Origin of the sequence: Pokkaliibacter sp. MBI-7 (genome assembly GCF_029846635.1) — a bacterium.
Lineage (GTDB): Bacteria > Pseudomonadota > Gammaproteobacteria > Pseudomonadales > Balneatricaceae > Pokkaliibacter.
Window position 1 is genome coordinate 1,303,740 of the sequence record NZ_JARVTG010000001.1, and the last position, 15,498, is coordinate 1,319,237.

Sequence of the window (15,498 nt, forward strand, 5' to 3'; positions counted from 1 at the left end):
CCTCACAGGCGGATACGTATTCCCTGACCGTGTGACGAGTAGCTCTATGTCTGACACCACCGCCTCACTGCCGCCAGCGGCGACTCCCCCATTGAGAAACCGGTTCTCGCCGTCCCTGGCTCTGCGCATTGTACTGGCCCTGCCGGGTGGCTATGGCGTGGCATCCCTGGCAGCCTCGGCACTGGCCCTGAGTCTGCCGCTGCCGCAACTGGACGCCGCTGTGGCAGGCATCATGGTGGCCTTTGTGCTGCATTTACTCTGCGTGCTGTGGGTCTTCGGCTGCACCCGCCTGCGCCGCGCCACCACCGGCATGCTGCTGGCGGCGGCCGCTTCGGCGCTGTGGCTGCTGGCCGTACAGGGAGGGCCGGGACAGTGAGAGCCTACCAGCCACAAAACTTCCGCCGCGCCATGTCATGGCTGCACTCCTGGACCGGCCTGCTGCTCGGCTGGGTGCTGTTTGCGGTGTTTGTCACCGGCACCCTGTCGTTCTTCCAGCGTGAAATCACCTTGTGGATGCAGCCTGAACTGCAGGTCGACAGTCAGGGCAGCGACGGTATCGACACCGCGCTGGCCTATCTGCAACAGCATGCTGCCGCTGCCAAGCGCTGGTCCATCGACCTGCCTGACAGCCGGGGCGATACCCTGCAGCTGACCTGGGGCAATGGCGAACGCCGCCACGATATGCAGCGGGTGGCGCTCAACCCGGCCACCGGCGAAGAGCTGTTCCCGCGCCAGACTGCAGGTGGCAACTTCTTTGTGCGCTTCCACTATGAGTTGTATGGCCTCTCGCCGCGTGCCGGTAACTGGATCGTCGGTATCGCCACTCTGTTCATGTTTGTCGCACTGATCACCGGCATCATCATCCACCGCCAGATCTTCAAGGACTTCTTCACTTTCCGCGCCAACAAGGGCGCCCGCTCCTGGCAGGATGGCCACAATGCCACCGGCGTGCTGATTCTGCCGTTCTTCCTGATGATCACCTTTTCCGGCCTGCTGCTGCTTGGTACCGAACTGCTGCCCGCCGTGGAGAAGGCCATGTTCGGCGACAGTGAACGCGGTATGCACGGCGCCATGCACCGTCATCGTGGCGAAAGCGGCGGCCCGGAGCCCGTCAGCAGCGACGTAGTGCCCATGACTGATCTGCATCAGCTGGTGGCAGCAGCCCAGGCGGCGTGGCCGGTCAACGGTGTGCAGAGCATCAGTATCAGCAATCCCAATACCGCGCAGGCAGAAGTGGAAATCGCACAGGGCGGCAGCACCAGTCTGTCTAACCGCGGCATGCCCAATCGCCTGCGCTTTAACGGCGTGACCGGTGAGCCGCTGAACGAGGATGAAGCCGATGACCGCAGCTGGGTCAGCAAGCTGTTTTTCTCCTTTGAAGGGCTGCATCTGGGTGTCTATGCCATGCCGGTGCTGCGCTGGCTGCTGTTTGTTTCCGGCCTGTTCGGCTGCGTGGTGATTGCCAGCGGGCTGGTGCTGTGGGTGGCTACCGACCACCAGAAACTGCGCCCGGGTCAGCGTAAGCCTTTTGCCCTGCGTCTGCTGGAAGTCCTTAACGTTGGCTCCATCGCCGGCATCCTGATCGGGCTGGCGGTGTATTTCTGGGCCAATCGGTTGCTGCCGGTTACGCTGGAAAACCGTCGAAGCTGGGAGATCAACCTGTTCCTGATCAGCTGGGGGTTGACCTACCTGCATGCCCTGCTGCGCACCCACCAACAGGCCTGGGTTGAACAGCTGAGCCTGGCCGGTGCCCTGACCCTGACCCTGCCCGTGCTGAATGGCATGACCGGCGGCATGTCGCTGCTGCACAGCCTGAGCGCCGGGCAGTGGCAGGTGGCCAGCTTTGACCTGTGCGCCCTGCTGCTGGGCGGGATGTATCTGTATGCGGCACAGAAAACCCATGGCTATCAGCCCAGACCCGCCACTGCCAGACCTCAGGCAAGCCGCATCACGAACGCAGAGCAGCCGCAGAATTCAGCCGGCTGATCCACAGCAGTAAAGGAAATAATCCATGACTACCCTGCTTGCCTTTGCCCTGTGCCTGCTGGGCTTTAACCTGCTGTGCATCAGCATGAGCCGCAACGCCAGACTGATCGGTCTGACTCCCCTGCAACCCCGCCAGCAGCCCCTCAACCGCTGGCTTGGCGCACTGCTGATCGCCGCCAGTCTGCCCGTCTGCTGCCTGCACTACGGCAACGTGATCGGCCCCGTCGCCTGGTGCGGCTGGATGAGTCTGGCAGTGTTTTGTATCGGCCTGCTGCTCAGCTATCGTCCCGCGCTACTGAAAACACTGGCCGGCGGTTCACTGTGGCTGAAAAGTCCGGGCTGATCAGAACAGCCAGAACACAGGGAACCCACACTCAGGCAGCCCCAGAGACTGCCTGCCCCTGAGCCAGATAACCCAGCTCGTACCCTTCCTGCTGCGGCTGCAGCTCCACCGGTGCAGCCCACAGGGTAAAGCGCAGCAGCTGCCAGTGCTGCGGGTCAAACGCGCTGATGCTCGCCAGCGCTCCCCGTTGCTGCTGCGTATCGAGCCACTGCTGCTGTTGCTGTTCAAGCCCGGCCAGTGCCAGTGACGACGGGATCGCCGACAGCTCGCGTACGGCAAAGCGTGCCTGTTGTACTGAAGTGCCGACATGCTGATACAGGGGAATCCAGCTCAGTACATCGGGTCGCCCGAAGTCGCCCTGCAACGCAGCGAAGCCCGGGCTGCAGAGAAACTGGCGCATGCCACCACTGCCCCGCCACAGGTAAAAGGGCGCATAAACATTCTGTGTGGCAGGCCATGTCTGACTGTGGATATCGGCATACAGCCAGGCCTTGAACACCAGCTCGGGGAAACCATCGAGCAGATGCCCTTTACTGGCAATACGCTGACGGATCACCGCCATGTCGTAGTCGGCAGGCAGCACGAAACGGTAGTTCATGGCGATCATGACGCATGCTCCCTGCTCTGACGGGCCTGCATGGCAGGCAGCGACAGCCCGTGGCTGAAAGACCATTCACTGCCGCGGTTAGTGGTGATGATGACCATGACATCCTCCGGACGTTGCCCCAGCCGCAGCTGTAACTCGCGACACAAACGGGCGAAAAACGCCTCACGGCAGGCATCGCTGCGTTCTCGACCGGCGATGATCTGAAATACCAGCACATCCGCAGAACGCTCACCCCCGGCCAGATAGTGCGGATCAAAGATCAGCCGGCCTGTGGGTAACTCCTCAATGATCTGGAAGCGATCGGTGGCAGGCACCTCGAAACACTCCACCAGAGCCAGATGCAGGGCGTCGGAGACCTGCTGCAGATAGGCTTCGGGCTTACCGGCCTGCAGGGTGATGCGACTCAGCGGCATGATCACTGCCCTCCCTGACAGGCACTGGCTGGCAGCTCACCGAGCAGCACGGCGGCAGAGGCAGCACAGGGCCAGCCCGCATAGAACGCCAGATGGCTGACCAGCTCGGCCAGCTCCTGCCGGGTCACGCCGTTATCCAGCGCCCGGTGCAGATGAAATGGCAGTTGTGCCGTGCGGTTCATCGCCACCAGTGCCGCAACAGTAATCAGACTGCGATCCCGCGGGCAGAGCTGCGGGCGCTGCCAGTTGTCATCGAACAGCACACGGTCAGTCAGTTCAGCAAAGTAAGGGGCAATCTGACCAAAGGCCTGCTGCCCTGCCTGACTGCGGGCGGATGATGACTCTGTGGATAACGGCTCCATGGGGCACTCCTGTTCTCAATGGTGATGACAGCGTTGACAACAGCAGGCTAGCGCCGAAAGATAATTTAAAAAATCAGAATATTTAAAATAGATAATCCTGATTTTCAGGACCATCATCAGGTAAGCACTCATGCGCAAAGTCACCCTGGATCTCGACGCCCTGCGAAGTCTGGTCACCGGTATTGATCTGGGCAGCTTTGCCAGTGCTGCCGATGCCCTGCACCGCTCCACCTCCGCCGTCAGTGCCCAGCTGAAAAAACTGGAGGAGCAACTGGGCCAGCCACTGCTGCGCCGCAATGGCCGGGGCCTGGAGTTACTCCCTGCTGGCGAGGTGCTGCTGTCGTATGCACGCCAGCTACTGGCCACCAATGACGAAGCGGTGATGGCCCTGCAACAGGTGCAGCTGCAGGGTCAGGTGCGGCTGGGTCTGCAGGAGGACTTTGGTGAGCAGTTGCTGACGCAGGCGCTGGGCCGCTTCAGCCGCGCTTATCCGGGCGTACAGATTGAAGTGCAGGTGGCGCGTAACGCCGGGCTGGTGGCAGGCATGCGCAGCGGCCGGCTGGATCTGGTGCTGGCCTGGGGCGACGGCCAGCCACTGCCCCACAGCCAGACCTTGCAGCCTTTCGCCATGCAGTGGATTGGCAACGATGACAGCCTGACCACTTCGCTACAGCCCTTGCCGCTGATTCTGTTTGAGGCGCCCTGCCTGCTGCGGCAGCGGGCACTGGCAGCACTGGATCAGGCTGGCATTCCCTGGCGCATTGTCATGACCAGTCACAGTCTGGCGGGCATCTGGGCGGCCGTGCAGGCCGGTCTGGGGGTGACGGTACGAACCCGGGCAGGCATGCCGGCAGGTCTGCAGTTGCTGGGCAAAGCACAGGGGTTGCCGGACTTGCCCTCGCTTGAACTGGTGCTGCACCGGCTGGAGGCCACGCCCAGTCTGGCCGTGCAGTGCTTGCAGCGCTGCCTGCTGGACAGCCTTGAGAGGGAATCGTTCTCCCTGCACAACTGACCCAGTGATGACACCGGCAGGGTAAGTCTGGCCCTGCCTGCTGTGCCGAAACGCCGTATGTCGCCCTCTGCGCACGGCCATCATGAACAAACCTCACGAAGAGCATGAGACAATACCAGTTTTGCTCATGTTAGGTTCCTAGTATAACTAACGCTATACCGCTCCACTTCAGATAACGTCACGGTTCAGCTTAGTTACATCAGTGAATGAAGCGCTCACATCGACTGTGAAAAATTCTGACCGGGAAGATCAGAACAAAAATAATGTTCCCGGCATGAGCAAGGACAATGATCAGAATTTATTTTAGGAATTTGGGTAGCAGATCATCATGAATACGGACTTTAGCTTCAGCATCAAAAGCATTAATTTCGATGAGAATTATCATCCCTCGGATAGTACACGGATAACGACCAATTTCGCGAATCTGGCCAGAGGCAGCAGCCGCCAGGAGAACCTGCGCAATGCTTTAAGGATGATCAACAATCGCTTTAATGCGCTGGCGAACTGGGATAACCCCACTGGTGATCGCTATTCCGTGGAACTGGAAATAGTGTCGGTTGATATGAATATCGACAGGGAAGGTCAGGATCAGACGTTCCCGACTATTGAAGTGCTGAAAACCAATATTATTGATCACACCACCAGCAAACGTATTGAAGGTATTGTGGGCAATAACTTCTCTTCCTATGTTCGTGATTATGATTTCAGCGTACTGCTGCTGGATCACAATAAGGACCAGCCCAAATTCAGCATTCCTGAAAACTTTGGCGACCTGCACGGCAAACTCTTCAAGAGTTTTGTCAGCTCGGCTGTTTATAAGCAGCACTTTAACAAGCCGCCGGTGATTTGCCTCAGTGTGTCAGATAACAAGATCTATCATCGCAGTGAAAACCAGCATCCTGTATTGGGCTTTGAATATCATCCCAATGAATCCTCACTGACCGAACAGTATTTCCGGAAAATGGGATTGCAGGTGCGTTATTTCATGCCGCCTAACAGTGCAGCACCGCTGGCCTTCTATTTCTTTGGTGATCTGCTGAACGATTACACCAATCTAGAGCTGATCAGCACCATCAGCACGATGGAGACTTTCCAGAAGATTTACCGGCCTGAAATCTACAATGCCAACTCTTCTGCCGGGCAGCGTTATCAGCCTAATCTGAAGAATTCGGATCACTCATTAACCCAGATTGTTTATGACCGGGAAGAACGCAGCAAACTGGCTGTTGAGCAGGGCAAATTTACTGAAGAGTATTTCATCAAGCCTTACCGCGCCCTGCTTGAGCAATGGTCTGCCAATTACGTTCTTTGATCACCTGAAAGCACAGAGTCATTCATAATGAAAAAATTATTACCCACCTCTACCGCAGGCAGCCTGCCCAAACCCTCCTGGCTGGCGCAGCCAGAAACCCTGTGGTCTCCCTGGAAACTGCAGGATGAGGAGCTGGTTGACGGCAAGCAGGACGCACTGCGTTTGTCGCTGCAGGAGCAGCAACAGGCTGGTATCGATATCGTCAGTGATGGCGAGCAGACCCGCCAGCACTTTGTCACCACCTTTATCGAACACCTCGACGGGGTTGATTTCGAGAAGCGCGAAACCGTCAGAATTCGCAATCGCTACGATGCCAGCGTGCCTACCGTGTTTGGTCCGGTCAGTCGCCAGAAATCCGTTTTTGTTGAAGATGCCAGGTTTTTGCGCCAGCAAACCCAACAGCCGATCAAATGGGCCCTGCCCGGCCCGATGACCATGATCGACACGCTGTATGATGCGCACTACAAGAGCCGCGAAAAGCTGGCATGGGAGTTCGCCAGGATCCTCAATCAGGAAGCCAGAGAACTGGAAGCGGCCGGTGTGGATATCATCCAGTTTGATGAACCCGCCTTTAACGTGTTCTTTGATGAGGTCAATGACTGGGGTATTGCCACCCTGGAGCGTGCCATTGAAGGGCTGAAGTGTGAGACCGCCATCCATATCTGCTATGGCTACGGCATCAAGGCCAACACCGACTGGAAAAAGACGCTGGGTTCAGAGTGGCGGCAATACGAAGAGATCTTCCCCAAGCTACAAAAATCCAACATCGACATAATCTCGCTGGAATGCCAGAACTCCCGCGTCCCCATGGAGCTGCTGGAGCTGATTCGCGGCAAGAAAGTGATGGTAGGCGCCATTGACGTGGCCTCCAACACCATCGAAACACCCGAGGAAGTCGCCAACACCCTGCGCAAAGCGCTGCAGTATGTCGATGCCGACAAACTCTGCCCCTGCACCAACTGTGGTATGGCGCCACTGTCACGCCGGGTGGCCAACGCCAAGCTGAATGCCCTGAGTGCCGGTGCTGAGATTGTTCGCAGGGAGCTACAGGGCTGATTTCAGCGGGACAATACGACATAAAAAGGGCTATCGGTTTGATTATCAAGCCGATAGCCCGGACTCAGGCTTTACTGTATTTCGTCAGTCTGGGGACTATGAAAGGTGTAGCCCCGACAGGCGACCATCTGTTTGATTACACATATCATGGCGTGTCTCGTGCGACAGAATGACGGCATGAATCTACCAGCCACCTCCCAACTACAGGACAACGAACGGGAAGTCCTGCCATGCCACGATCAAGGCGCATGGAACCTACCATTTCCAATGGCCACTATATTTTCATGACATAAGACGCCTTCATTGTTTGAGAAAAAACGGTATGGATATATATCGCCGCACCAATACTCACGCTCATCAGCACGAATATCAACAGGGCGAATATCCGCAAAGGCAAGCTCGTTCATCTGCTAATACGCAACCTCAGATACCTCAGCACCGCTCCGCTATAGATCAGGAACAATTGCACCAATACACCCAGGCTACATTAGCAAAACATCAGCATATTCAAGGTGCCGCACAGGAGCTAAACCTGAATTACAGCATGCCATTCGATCAGGATAATTTTCAAAAACTGATCTATCAGAAATTTCCGGAAGTGTTGAACGCAGTACCTTCAGAGGAACGCGATGCCGGCATATGCCTTGGGCTGTCTATGGTTTGGCTTAAGCAACGGCTGCAAGGCAAAAATGATAACGAATTCCATCAGGCAATTCTCAACCCTGAGCACGATGCCGCATTGCTGCAGGTACTCGCTGCACAACATGTTGAACAAGGTAATGTGCCAGCAGAGTTACCTCCTAATGCCATCAGTGAAACCGTAGCACCAGCACTAGGCTTGCAATTGATTCCTGCTTCCAGAACACAGATCAGTCAAACTATTCCTATAACCCCTATGGCGCACTTTGCCGAGAGCCTGGAGCAGGCTATTCAGCAACCAAGACCACAACAAGGCCTACTACTTCTAACGGATCACCATGCAACGGCGCTTTTTCGGGACAGCCAGAATGCTTTGCATTTCTTTGATCCGAATTGTGGGGTTATAAGCAGCCCAGCAGAAAATCGCATATATCTTTATGCGATGATGTCTAACCTGATGGAGAATACAACGCCGAATAAAAGCAACAATGTTTACCTTACGGAAATGCAAAGCCCATCAAAACCTATCTTTCAGGAAAGATCTCTTCATACCCTAAGATTAGCAAAATAATCAAAATCCATAATTCAACAACCTCCTTTCCTTTTTCCCTCTTTTTATTACCGGACTTACTTTACGCAGCCATAATTACTCGATTCCAAACCACCAGTTAAGAATCAACCAACCAGCCTCCTCGTTATCTCTTCTGACTGTCAGCCAATAATAAGACCTCCCCGAAACGACGTTCACTTTAACGAACGCTAACAAGCTAACGAGGTCACACCATGCAATCCACTTCCAGTTCCACACACATTCCTTCACGCTTCAGTGGCAAGACCGTACTGATCACCGGTGGTGGCAGCGGTATGGGTAAGGCGGCGGCATTACGCTTTGGGCGGGAAGGGGCTCAGGTGGTGGTCGCCGGGCGACGCACTGCCGAGCTGGAACAGGTGGTCAGTGCCATTACGGCTGAAGGTGGCCGCGCGCTGGCGATTGCCACTGATGTCAGTGACGAAGCTCAGGTCAAAACGATGATCAGGCGGACGGTGCAGCATTTTGGCCAGCTTGATCTGGCCTGGAACAATGCTGGCACCCTCGGCACCTTTGCCCCCATCGAGGCCTTCTCTCTGGAAGATTTTGACCACATCATCGCCACCAATCTGCGTGGCGTCTTCTGCTGTCTGAAGTATCAGATCGACGCCATGCGCAAACAGGGAGTCGCCGGTGCTATCGTCAATACCTCATCGTGGACGGCGCAGGGGGCGATGCCCGGCATTGCCGCCTATGCCGCCAGCAAGAGCGCACTGGATGGCCTGATGCGGACCGTGGCGGTGGAGGCTGGAGCCCATCAGATCCGGGTCAACAATGTCTGCCCCGGCATTATCGCCACGCCGATGGCGGAGGGGGTGTTGTCTTCAGAGGCCAGCCAGCGCCCCTTTATCCGCCATACGCCGCTGGCCCGCATCGGTACGCCGGAAGAGGTGGCCGACGCGGTGCTGTGGCTGTTGTCTGACGATGCCCGCTTTGTCACCGGCCAGTGTCTGACCGTTGACGGTGGCTACACCCTTGGCGGCCTGCGGCCCTGGCTCAACCCGATTATCAGCCAGCACGGTTAATCGCCTGTTCAGGGGACGCATCATCGGCCCGCTCTGATGCTGAGCGGGTCAGTCGCCTGCCGTCAGCCGCGAGAAAATCGGCATCATCATGGCGAACAGCTCGGCCTGGGTGGAAATACCACAGCGGGCATACAGCTGACGGCGGAACACCTTCACCGTCTGCGGGCTGACATCCAGATGCAGCCCGATGGACACCGACGAGTGGCCACGCAGGATAAACAGCGCTACCTCGGCCTGTCGCGGGCTGAGCCTGATCTGGTGCTTTAGCTCCAGCTCGTCACGCAGGCGCTCGCTCAGGGGCGAGCCTGACGGGCGGCTGGCCACGACGGGCTGATAGTCATGCCAGTGCCGGGCGATCAGCGCCGTCAGCATCTGCTCACAGGCAGTCATGGCGTGAATATCCTCCTCGCTATAAGGCACGCCGCTGGAACGATCACGGCCAAAACAGGCGGTGATAGTCATCCCCTCCCCCAACCCGGCAAATACCGCAATTTCATCCAGCAGCGTGGTCTGCTCGTAATAGGTCTTGAAATACTGGGTGCGGCTGAAGTGATCTGGCGCCACATCGACCAGTCGTCGCACCCCTTCCACACCACCCCGCAGATGCTCGTGATAGAACGGATCCAGCAGATAGGCACTGCCCAGATATTCACTGTCCATGGGCAGATACACCACCGGGTCAGTGAACTCGCGATAGAGCACCGCCGGGCGCTGTTCACCGTGATAGACGATCAGGATCAGGTTATCGAACGCCAGCAACTGGCGGGCAAGGCAGGCGAAGGCTGCGGGAAAGTCAGGGCGGCCCAGTGCCCGGATGGCAGCGGCCAGCGCCTGGTCATGATGAGGCCCGCCTACGGGAGAATGCTGCATGTACTCCATACCACTCTGGGGTTATATACGCTTTGGCGCGCAGGAATTACCGTTTTTTAAGACTGTTTCATGACTGTTTCAGTCTACCTGTGAAGTCGATGAACGAAAACGCTAGCGAAAAACGTCGACCCTCAAATAAAAACGGATGATTTTCGTTCCCTGTGATCGGGGCTGAAATCCTTCCAAATAATTTTGCTGAGTCAAACCGCGGCCACGCGGTGCTGTTTACCACGCATCAGAAATTGTTTTGGAGAAAGGTTATGCCTGACATACAGCTACAGCGGACGCTCACCCTGAAAGCGGTGGTGCTGTTCGGACTTGCTTACATGACCCCACTGATTGTGCTCGGTACCTTCGGGGTCGTTGCCAGCACGACTCAGGGTGCCGTGCCCACTGCCTATATCATCACGACCATTGCCATGCTGTTCACAGCCTACAGCTACGGCGTCATGGCCCGTACCTATCAGGTCTCAGGCTCGGCCTACACCTACGTACGCAAGAGCATTGATGCACGCATCGGCTTTATGGTCGGCTGGGGTATTCTGCTCGATTACTTCTTCCTGCCCATGGTGATCTGGCTGATCGGGGCGGCCTATCTTGGCGCCAGCTTCCCGACCGTCCCCAGCTGGGTCTTCCTGCTTGGTTTTATCCTGATCACCACGGTACTCAACGTCTACGGCATCAAACTGGCGGCCAGAATCAACTCGCTGCTGATGGTGTTTCAGGTGCTGGTCATCGTGTTTTTCGTGCTGCTGTCGCTGCGTCATATCGTCGGTACAGGCGGCACCACCGCGCTGTTCAGCATGGCGCCGTTCTTCAATGCCGACTCCAGTTTCTCCACCATTGCTGCCGGTGCCGCCGTCGCGGCCTATTCCTTCCTCGGCTTTGATGCGGTCACCACCCTGACGGAAGAAACCATCGAGCCCAAACGCACCATCCCCCGTGCGGTGATGCTGACAGCCATCCTTGGCGGCGCCATTTACGTACTGGTCGGCTACACCACGCAGCTGGTGCATCCGGGCGGCAGCTTCAGTGATGCCGACTCCGCCGCTTTTGAGATCGCCAAAGCCATTGGCTCTGACCTGTTTGGCGCCCTCTTTCTGGCCGGTATGGTACTGGCACAGTTCACCTCAGGTATTGCGGCGCAGGCCAGCGCCTCGCGTCTGCTCTATGCCATGGGACGTGATGCGGTGCTGCCACGCAAACTGTTCGGCACCCTCAGCCAGCGCTTTCAGACACCGGTGTTCAGCATTGTCCTGACCGGCGCCATCGGCATCATCGCGTTGTTCCTCGATGTGCTGTCCGCCGCGTCCTTTATCAACTTTGGTGCCTTTATCGCCTTCGTGATGGTCAACCTGTCGGTGATCTTCATGTATTACAAAGACAGCACCACCCGCACTGAATGTGGCTTTGCCAAAGGCGTGCTGGTGCCGCTGACCGGCGCCCTCGTCAACCTGTGGCTGCTGACCCGACTGGATGAGCATGCCGTGATTCTGGGCCTGATCTGGCTGGCCATCGGCGCAGTCCAGCTGGCCTTCCTGACCAAGATGTTTAGCCGTCAGCCACCCGAAGTGGACTTCGGTGACGAACACCCTGCGCCTGCGCCGCTGGCAGCAGAAACAGCCTGATAACAAGCGAGAAGCAGAATGTCGAGATACCTTCCCCTGCTGCTGGTGCAGTCGCCCTGCCGCGCTGCGGATGATGCCCATGCGCTGGATGCCTTCGAGCATGAAGTGGCTACCTACCTGAGTGATTTCGGGCCGGAGTTCACACAGCCACGCATGGTGGTTTATCCGGAGATCCACCTCAGCGCTATCAGTGGTACCCCCGAGCAACGCAAAGCACAGCTGGAAAGTGCCGCCGAGCCGATTGACGGCCCGCGTGGCCAGCGGCTGGCACAGATCGCCGCTAAACTGGGCATCTGGCTGCTGCCCGGCACTCTGTGTGAGCGGGGCGAAGATGGCCATCTGTACAACACCGCGCCGGTCTATTCACCGACCGGCGAGCGGGTGGCCGCCTACCGCAAGTGTTTCCCCTGGCGGCCGTTCGAGCCTTACCAACCGGGTAAGGAGTTCTCGGTATTCGACATTCCCGGGATTGGCCGGCTTGGCCTCGCCGTGTGCTACGACATCTGGTTCCCTGAAGTGGCGCGGCAGCTGGCATGGATGGGGGCTGAGGTGATCATCAATCAGGCCGCGACCACCACCTGCGACCGAGCTCAGGAACAGGTGCTGGTGCGTGCCAACGCCATCTTCAATCAGGTCTATGTGGTCAGCGCCAATACCGCTGAACCCCACGGTATGGGCCAGAGCCTGATTGTTGACCCGGAAGGTCGGGTACGCGCCAGCATGGCCGGAGCCGGACAGGGCATTCTGACCGATGTACTCAATCTCGATGAAGTCAGCCGGGTGCGCACCTTCGGCACCGTCGGCCTGAATCGGGTCTGGGATCAGCGTCGGGAAGGCGATCCGGTGCTGGAGCTACCGGTCTATCAGGGGCGGATGGATTTTCGCCAGCGTTGAGGTGCCACTGGGCGCCCCTTTCGCCAGTGTCCCTCTCTCATCAATCAAGTGTTTACCCCACCCCGACAGCGGCTTTGCGCGGTTGCCGGGGTGTTTTTTTAAAGTAGTCAGTCAGGCTTTGCGCAGCGGAAACAGGCGGCCTAGGCCGGAAAGGCCTGAGCTGACGCAACGGGTTGCAGCAGTTTCTCCACAATCAGCCCTTCAATGCCCAGCACTTCACCACTAGCGGAATAGACTCCGCAGGCATGTTCCTGCACGGTTTTTTCCTGACCGTCCAGACAGCGTACCCGGTATGCGACACTGATCGGCAGATGCCGCCGCAGGCCACTCTGCACCGCTCGCCATACCAGCTCGCGGTCATCAGGATGAATCAGCGAGTTATAGGCCAGCCGCTGATCTGCCACCAGATGTTCCGGCTGATAGCCGGTCAGGTTCAGGCAACCGGGGCTGACATACTCCATGCTCCACAACCGGTTGTTGTGACAGCGATAGAGCATGACCGGCAGCGCCTGCATCAGGGTATCCAACGGTGGCGGGCTGAACGCGTCGCGCGGGTGATGGCCTGCCAGTCCCAGCTGATGAGCAGCACTGACCAGTTCCAGGCGGGAATGCACCTCCAGCTTCAACAGCAGGTGGCTGACGTAGGTTTTCACCGTGGCATCACTGATCCCCAGCCTGTCAGCAATGACGCGATTACTGTGACCATCGGCAATCAGTGACAGCGTCTGAGCTTCACGCTCAGTCAAACTGACCGCATCCAGATAACGCGGTACCCGCGCAGCACGAGACAGTCCGGCCTGCAAAGCCCAGGCAGCCAGCGCCTGACGGGAGCCCAGATTGAGTTTGCCGAGCAGGTGACGCACATGGATTTTCACCGTGCCATCACTGATCCCCAGCCGTCGGGCAATCAGCTTGTTGCTCAGGCCTTCGGCGATCAGCGACAGGGTCTGGCGTTCACGTTCGGTCAGATGCTCCTCCGCCTGCCGGGTGGGTACGGCATGGCTGACGGGCTTGCTGTAAAGGCTGGAATGGGCAGCGGTCATCGTCCCTCCGCGGCAGCGTTATGTCCGGGCTGAATAGAGCTGTTCAGCAACTTCCATGCCGCTCCCGCTGATCGCTTCAACTGCGTTTTATCTTATTGATAAGAAAGTAACTTTCCTGAAAAGAAAAATAACGATCCCCTTCCTTCTCCCGACCATGCCCTGAAATCAGACGCGCCAGTGCTGATGTGGCCTGCTTCTGGTGCATGTTGACGGCAACAGGCAAAGGCCTGCTCTCCCCCTAATGGTCTATCTCCTCCAGCCGAGTTCGCCAGCGGCGCGGCTGTAATAGGTTAAAAGGCATATCACACCTGTTGAGCACAGATTCTGACAACAACGAGAGGAGAGGATGATGAGCAAACGCGTGGCCATTATCGGCGCCGGCCCTTCCGGTCTGGCACAGCTGCGAGCCTTCCAGTCAGCCAAGGACAAGGGTGCTGAGATCCCCGACATCGTCTGTTTCGAGAAGCAGAAAGACTGGGGTGGCATGTGGAACTACACCTGGCGTACCGGCCTGGATGAAAACGGCGAACCGGTGCACGGCAGCATGTATCGCTACCTCTGGTCCAACGGCCCGAAGGAGTGTCTGGAGTTTGCCGACTACACCTTCGATGAGCACTTTGGCCGCCCCATCGGCTCTTATCCTCCCCGCGCCGTGTTGTGGGATTACATCAAGGGACGGGTAGAGAAGGCCGGTGTACGTGACTACATCCGCTTCAATACCGCGGTACGGCAGATCAGCTATGACGCCGCCAGCCAGCTGTTCAGCGTCACCGTGCAGGACTACAGCCAGGACGCCCAGTACAGCGAGACCTTCGACTATGTGGTCGTCGCCAGCGGCCACTTCTCCACGCCCAACGTACCGTTCTTCCCCGGCTTTGAAACCTTTGGCGGCCGCGTGCTGCACGCCCACGACTTCCGCGATGCGCTGGAGTTCAAGGGCAAGGATGTGCTGATCGTCGGCGGCAGCTATTCCGCCGAAGACATTGGCTCGCAGTGCTACAAGTACGGCGCGCGCTCCATCACCAGCTGCTACCGCAGCGCGCCGATGGGCTACCAGTGGCCTGCCAACTGGGAAGAAAAGCCGCTGCTGCAGAAGGTCGATGGCAATACCGCCTACTTCGCTGATGGCAGCCAGAAGCATATTGACGCGGTGATTCTCTGCACCGGCTACCAGCATCACTTCCCCTTCCTGCCTGATGAGCTGTGTCTTAAGACCAATAACCGTCTGTGGCCGCTGAACCTGTACAAGGGCATCTTCTGGGAGAGCAATCCGCAGCTGATGTACCTCGGCATGCAGGATCAGTGGTACTCATTCAACATGTTTGATGCGCAGGCCTGGTATGCCCGCGATGTGATTCTGCAGCGGATTGCGCTGCCCGGGCAGACCAGCATGCACAGTGAAAACCTGCAATGGCGGGCACGGGAAGAGCAGCTGGAAACCGCCCAGCAGATGTTTGAATACCAGGGCGCCTATATTCAGGAGCTGATCGACGCCACCGATTACCCCAGCTTCGACATCGCCGCCGTGAACCAGACCTTTCTGGAATGGAAGCACGACAAATACGAAGACATCATGGGCTACCGCAACAAGAGCTATCGTTCGCTGATGACCGGCACCCTGGCTGTGGCTCACCACACGCCGTGGCTGGAGGCACTGGATGATTCCCTCGAAGCCTATCTGGCCCCCGGCCCGCAGCAGATCAAGAAGGCAGGCTGAAC

The 15,498-nt window shown here is 57.7% G+C and carries 16 protein-coding genes and 1 pseudogene; 11 read left to right on the top strand and 6 right to left on the bottom strand.

The window, feature by feature from the left end; all coding sequences use genetic code 11:
• Positions 1-46: 46 nt before the first annotated feature.
• From QCD60_RS05855 to QCD60_RS05865, 3 genes are read left to right on the top strand one after another with little or no spacing between them, the layout of a single operon-like run.
• On the top strand, positions 47-376 hold the full coding sequence (locus QCD60_RS05855; RefSeq protein ID WP_279783275.1) for a DUF3649 domain-containing protein: 330 nt from the start codon (positions 47-49) through the stop codon (positions 374-376).
• Complete coding sequence (locus QCD60_RS05860; protein ID WP_279783277.1) at positions 373-1,986, top strand: PepSY-associated TM helix domain-containing protein; 1,614 nt, start codon at positions 373-375, stop codon at positions 1,984-1,986. The genes QCD60_RS05855 and QCD60_RS05860 overlap by 4 nt, the downstream gene beginning before the upstream one ends.
• Positions 1,987-2,011: 25 nt before the next feature.
• Positions 2,012-2,329 carry a DUF3325 domain-containing protein gene (locus QCD60_RS05865; RefSeq protein WP_279783279.1) on the top strand — a complete coding sequence of 106 codons (318 nt, stop codon included), beginning with the start codon at positions 2,012-2,014 and terminating at the stop codon, positions 2,327-2,329.
• Between the two features lie 31 nt (positions 2,330-2,360).
• Here QCD60_RS05865 and QCD60_RS05870 read toward each other — a convergent pair whose 3' ends face one another.
• From QCD60_RS05870 to QCD60_RS05880, 3 genes are read right to left on the bottom strand one after another with little or no spacing between them, the layout of a single operon-like run.
• Positions 2,361-2,936 (bottom strand): DUF4865 family protein, encoded by a 576-nt coding sequence (locus QCD60_RS05870; RefSeq protein ID WP_279783281.1) that lies wholly within the window; start codon positions 2,934-2,936, stop codon positions 2,361-2,363.
• Positions 2,933-3,349 (bottom strand): tautomerase family protein, encoded by a 417-nt coding sequence (locus QCD60_RS05875; RefSeq protein ID WP_279783283.1) that lies wholly within the window; start codon positions 3,347-3,349, stop codon positions 2,933-2,935. The genes QCD60_RS05870 and QCD60_RS05875 overlap by 4 nt, the downstream gene beginning before the upstream one ends.
• Before the next feature lie 2 nt (positions 3,350-3,351).
• A complete protein-coding gene (locus tag QCD60_RS05880) occupies positions 3,352-3,711 on the bottom strand; it encodes a carboxymuconolactone decarboxylase family protein (RefSeq protein ID WP_279783285.1) in 360 nt (119 codons plus the stop codon).
• 130 nt (positions 3,712-3,841) lie between these two features.
• Between QCD60_RS05880 and QCD60_RS05885 the strand changes: the two genes are divergently transcribed.
• The 5 genes from QCD60_RS05885 to QCD60_RS05905 all read left to right on the top strand — a co-directional run bounded on the left by QCD60_RS05885 (position 3,842) and on the right by QCD60_RS05905 (position 9,344).
• Positions 3,842-4,723 carry a LysR substrate-binding domain-containing protein gene (locus QCD60_RS05885; protein WP_279783287.1) on the top strand — a complete coding sequence of 294 codons (882 nt, stop codon included), beginning with the start codon at positions 3,842-3,844 and terminating at the stop codon, positions 4,721-4,723.
• Between the two features lie 328 nt (positions 4,724-5,051).
• Complete coding sequence (locus QCD60_RS05890; RefSeq protein ID WP_279783289.1) at positions 5,052-6,035, top strand: DUF1852 domain-containing protein; 984 nt, start codon at positions 5,052-5,054, stop codon at positions 6,033-6,035.
• A gap of 27 nt (positions 6,036-6,062) precedes the next feature.
• Positions 6,063-7,091 (top strand): methionine synthase, encoded by a 1,029-nt coding sequence (locus QCD60_RS05895; protein WP_279783291.1) that lies wholly within the window; start codon positions 6,063-6,065, stop codon positions 7,089-7,091.
• Positions 7,092-7,413: 322 nt separating this feature from the next.
• Positions 7,414-8,301 carry a YopT-type cysteine protease domain-containing protein gene (locus tag QCD60_RS05900; RefSeq protein ID WP_279783293.1) on the top strand — a complete coding sequence of 296 codons (888 nt, stop codon included), beginning with the start codon at positions 7,414-7,416 and terminating at the stop codon, positions 8,299-8,301.
• A gap of 212 nt (positions 8,302-8,513) precedes the next feature.
• Entirely contained in the window at positions 8,514-9,344 is an 831-nt protein-coding gene (locus QCD60_RS05905; RefSeq protein WP_279783295.1) for a glucose 1-dehydrogenase, read from the top strand.
• Positions 9,345-9,392: 48 nt separating this feature from the next.
• Here the strand turns inward: QCD60_RS05905 and QCD60_RS05910 are convergent, their stop codons facing one another.
• On the bottom strand, positions 9,393-10,214 hold the full coding sequence (locus QCD60_RS05910; RefSeq protein WP_279783297.1) for a helix-turn-helix transcriptional regulator: 822 nt from the start codon (positions 10,212-10,214) through the stop codon (positions 9,393-9,395).
• A gap of 260 nt (positions 10,215-10,474) precedes the next feature.
• Between QCD60_RS05910 and QCD60_RS05915 the strand changes: the two genes are divergently transcribed.
• On the top strand, positions 10,475-11,842 hold the full coding sequence (locus QCD60_RS05915) for an APC family permease (protein ID WP_279783299.1): 1,368 nt from the start codon (positions 10,475-10,477) through the stop codon (positions 11,840-11,842).
• 18 nt (positions 11,843-11,860) lie between these two features.
• Positions 11,861-12,736, top strand: coding sequence for a carbon-nitrogen hydrolase family protein (locus QCD60_RS05920; protein ID WP_279783301.1), 876 nt, complete (start codon positions 11,861-11,863; stop codon positions 12,734-12,736).
• 140 nt (positions 12,737-12,876) lie between these two features.
• Here the strand turns inward: QCD60_RS05920 and QCD60_RS05925 are convergent, their stop codons facing one another.
• Both QCD60_RS05925 and QCD60_RS05930 read right to left on the bottom strand, forming a co-directional pair.
• The gene (locus QCD60_RS05925; protein WP_279787890.1) at positions 12,877-13,539 is read right to left on the bottom strand and encodes a LuxR C-terminal-related transcriptional regulator; all 663 of its coding nucleotides are present in this window, start codon (positions 13,537-13,539) and stop codon (positions 12,877-12,879) included.
• A pseudogene (locus QCD60_RS05930) lies at positions 13,525-13,704 on the bottom strand (LuxR C-terminal-related transcriptional regulator); the annotation flags it as partial. The gene QCD60_RS05925 and the pseudogene QCD60_RS05930, both read right to left, overlap by 15 nt.
• Before the next feature lie 421 nt (positions 13,705-14,125).
• On the opposite strand from QCD60_RS05930, the gene QCD60_RS05935 reads away from it, so the two are divergent.
• A complete protein-coding gene (locus QCD60_RS05935) occupies positions 14,126-15,496 on the top strand; it encodes an NAD(P)/FAD-dependent oxidoreductase (protein WP_279783303.1) in 1,371 nt (456 codons plus the stop codon).
• Positions 15,497-15,498: the final 2 nt, after the last annotated feature.

What these genes read in the sequence shown, in the direction of transcription:
- QCD60_RS05870 (WP_279783281.1), bottom strand. Translation starts at nt 2,936, where the DNA reads ATGATCGCCATGAACTACCGTTTCGTGCTGCCTGCCGACTACGACATG.
- QCD60_RS05900 (WP_279783293.1), top strand. Translation starts at nt 7,414, where the DNA reads ATGGATATATATCGCCGCACCAATACTCACGCTCATCAGCACGAATAT.
- QCD60_RS05875 (WP_279783283.1), bottom strand. Translation starts at nt 3,349, where the DNA reads ATGCCGCTGAGTCGCATCACCCTGCAGGCCGGTAAGCCCGAAGCCTAT.
- QCD60_RS05915 (WP_279783299.1), top strand. Translation starts at nt 10,475, where the DNA reads ATGCCTGACATACAGCTACAGCGGACGCTCACCCTGAAAGCGGTGGTG.
- QCD60_RS05920 (WP_279783301.1), top strand. Translation starts at nt 11,861, where the DNA reads ATGTCGAGATACCTTCCCCTGCTGCTGGTGCAGTCGCCCTGCCGCGCT.
- QCD60_RS05865 (WP_279783279.1), top strand. Translation starts at nt 2,012, where the DNA reads ATGACTACCCTGCTTGCCTTTGCCCTGTGCCTGCTGGGCTTTAACCTG.
- QCD60_RS05895 (WP_279783291.1), top strand. Translation starts at nt 6,063, where the DNA reads ATGAAAAAATTATTACCCACCTCTACCGCAGGCAGCCTGCCCAAACCC.
- QCD60_RS05905 (WP_279783295.1), top strand. Translation starts at nt 8,514, where the DNA reads ATGCAATCCACTTCCAGTTCCACACACATTCCTTCACGCTTCAGTGGC.
- QCD60_RS05890 (WP_279783289.1), top strand. Translation starts at nt 5,052, where the DNA reads ATGAATACGGACTTTAGCTTCAGCATCAAAAGCATTAATTTCGATGAG.
- QCD60_RS05880 (WP_279783285.1), bottom strand. Translation starts at nt 3,711, where the DNA reads ATGGAGCCGTTATCCACAGAGTCATCATCCGCCCGCAGTCAGGCAGGG.
- QCD60_RS05935 (WP_279783303.1), top strand. Translation starts at nt 14,126, where the DNA reads ATGATGAGCAAACGCGTGGCCATTATCGGCGCCGGCCCTTCCGGTCTG.
- QCD60_RS05885 (WP_279783287.1), top strand. Translation starts at nt 3,842, where the DNA reads ATGCGCAAAGTCACCCTGGATCTCGACGCCCTGCGAAGTCTGGTCACC.
- QCD60_RS05910 (WP_279783297.1), bottom strand. Translation starts at nt 10,214, where the DNA reads ATGCAGCATTCTCCCGTAGGCGGGCCTCATCATGACCAGGCGCTGGCC.
- QCD60_RS05855 (WP_279783275.1), top strand. Translation starts at nt 47, where the DNA reads ATGTCTGACACCACCGCCTCACTGCCGCCAGCGGCGACTCCCCCATTG.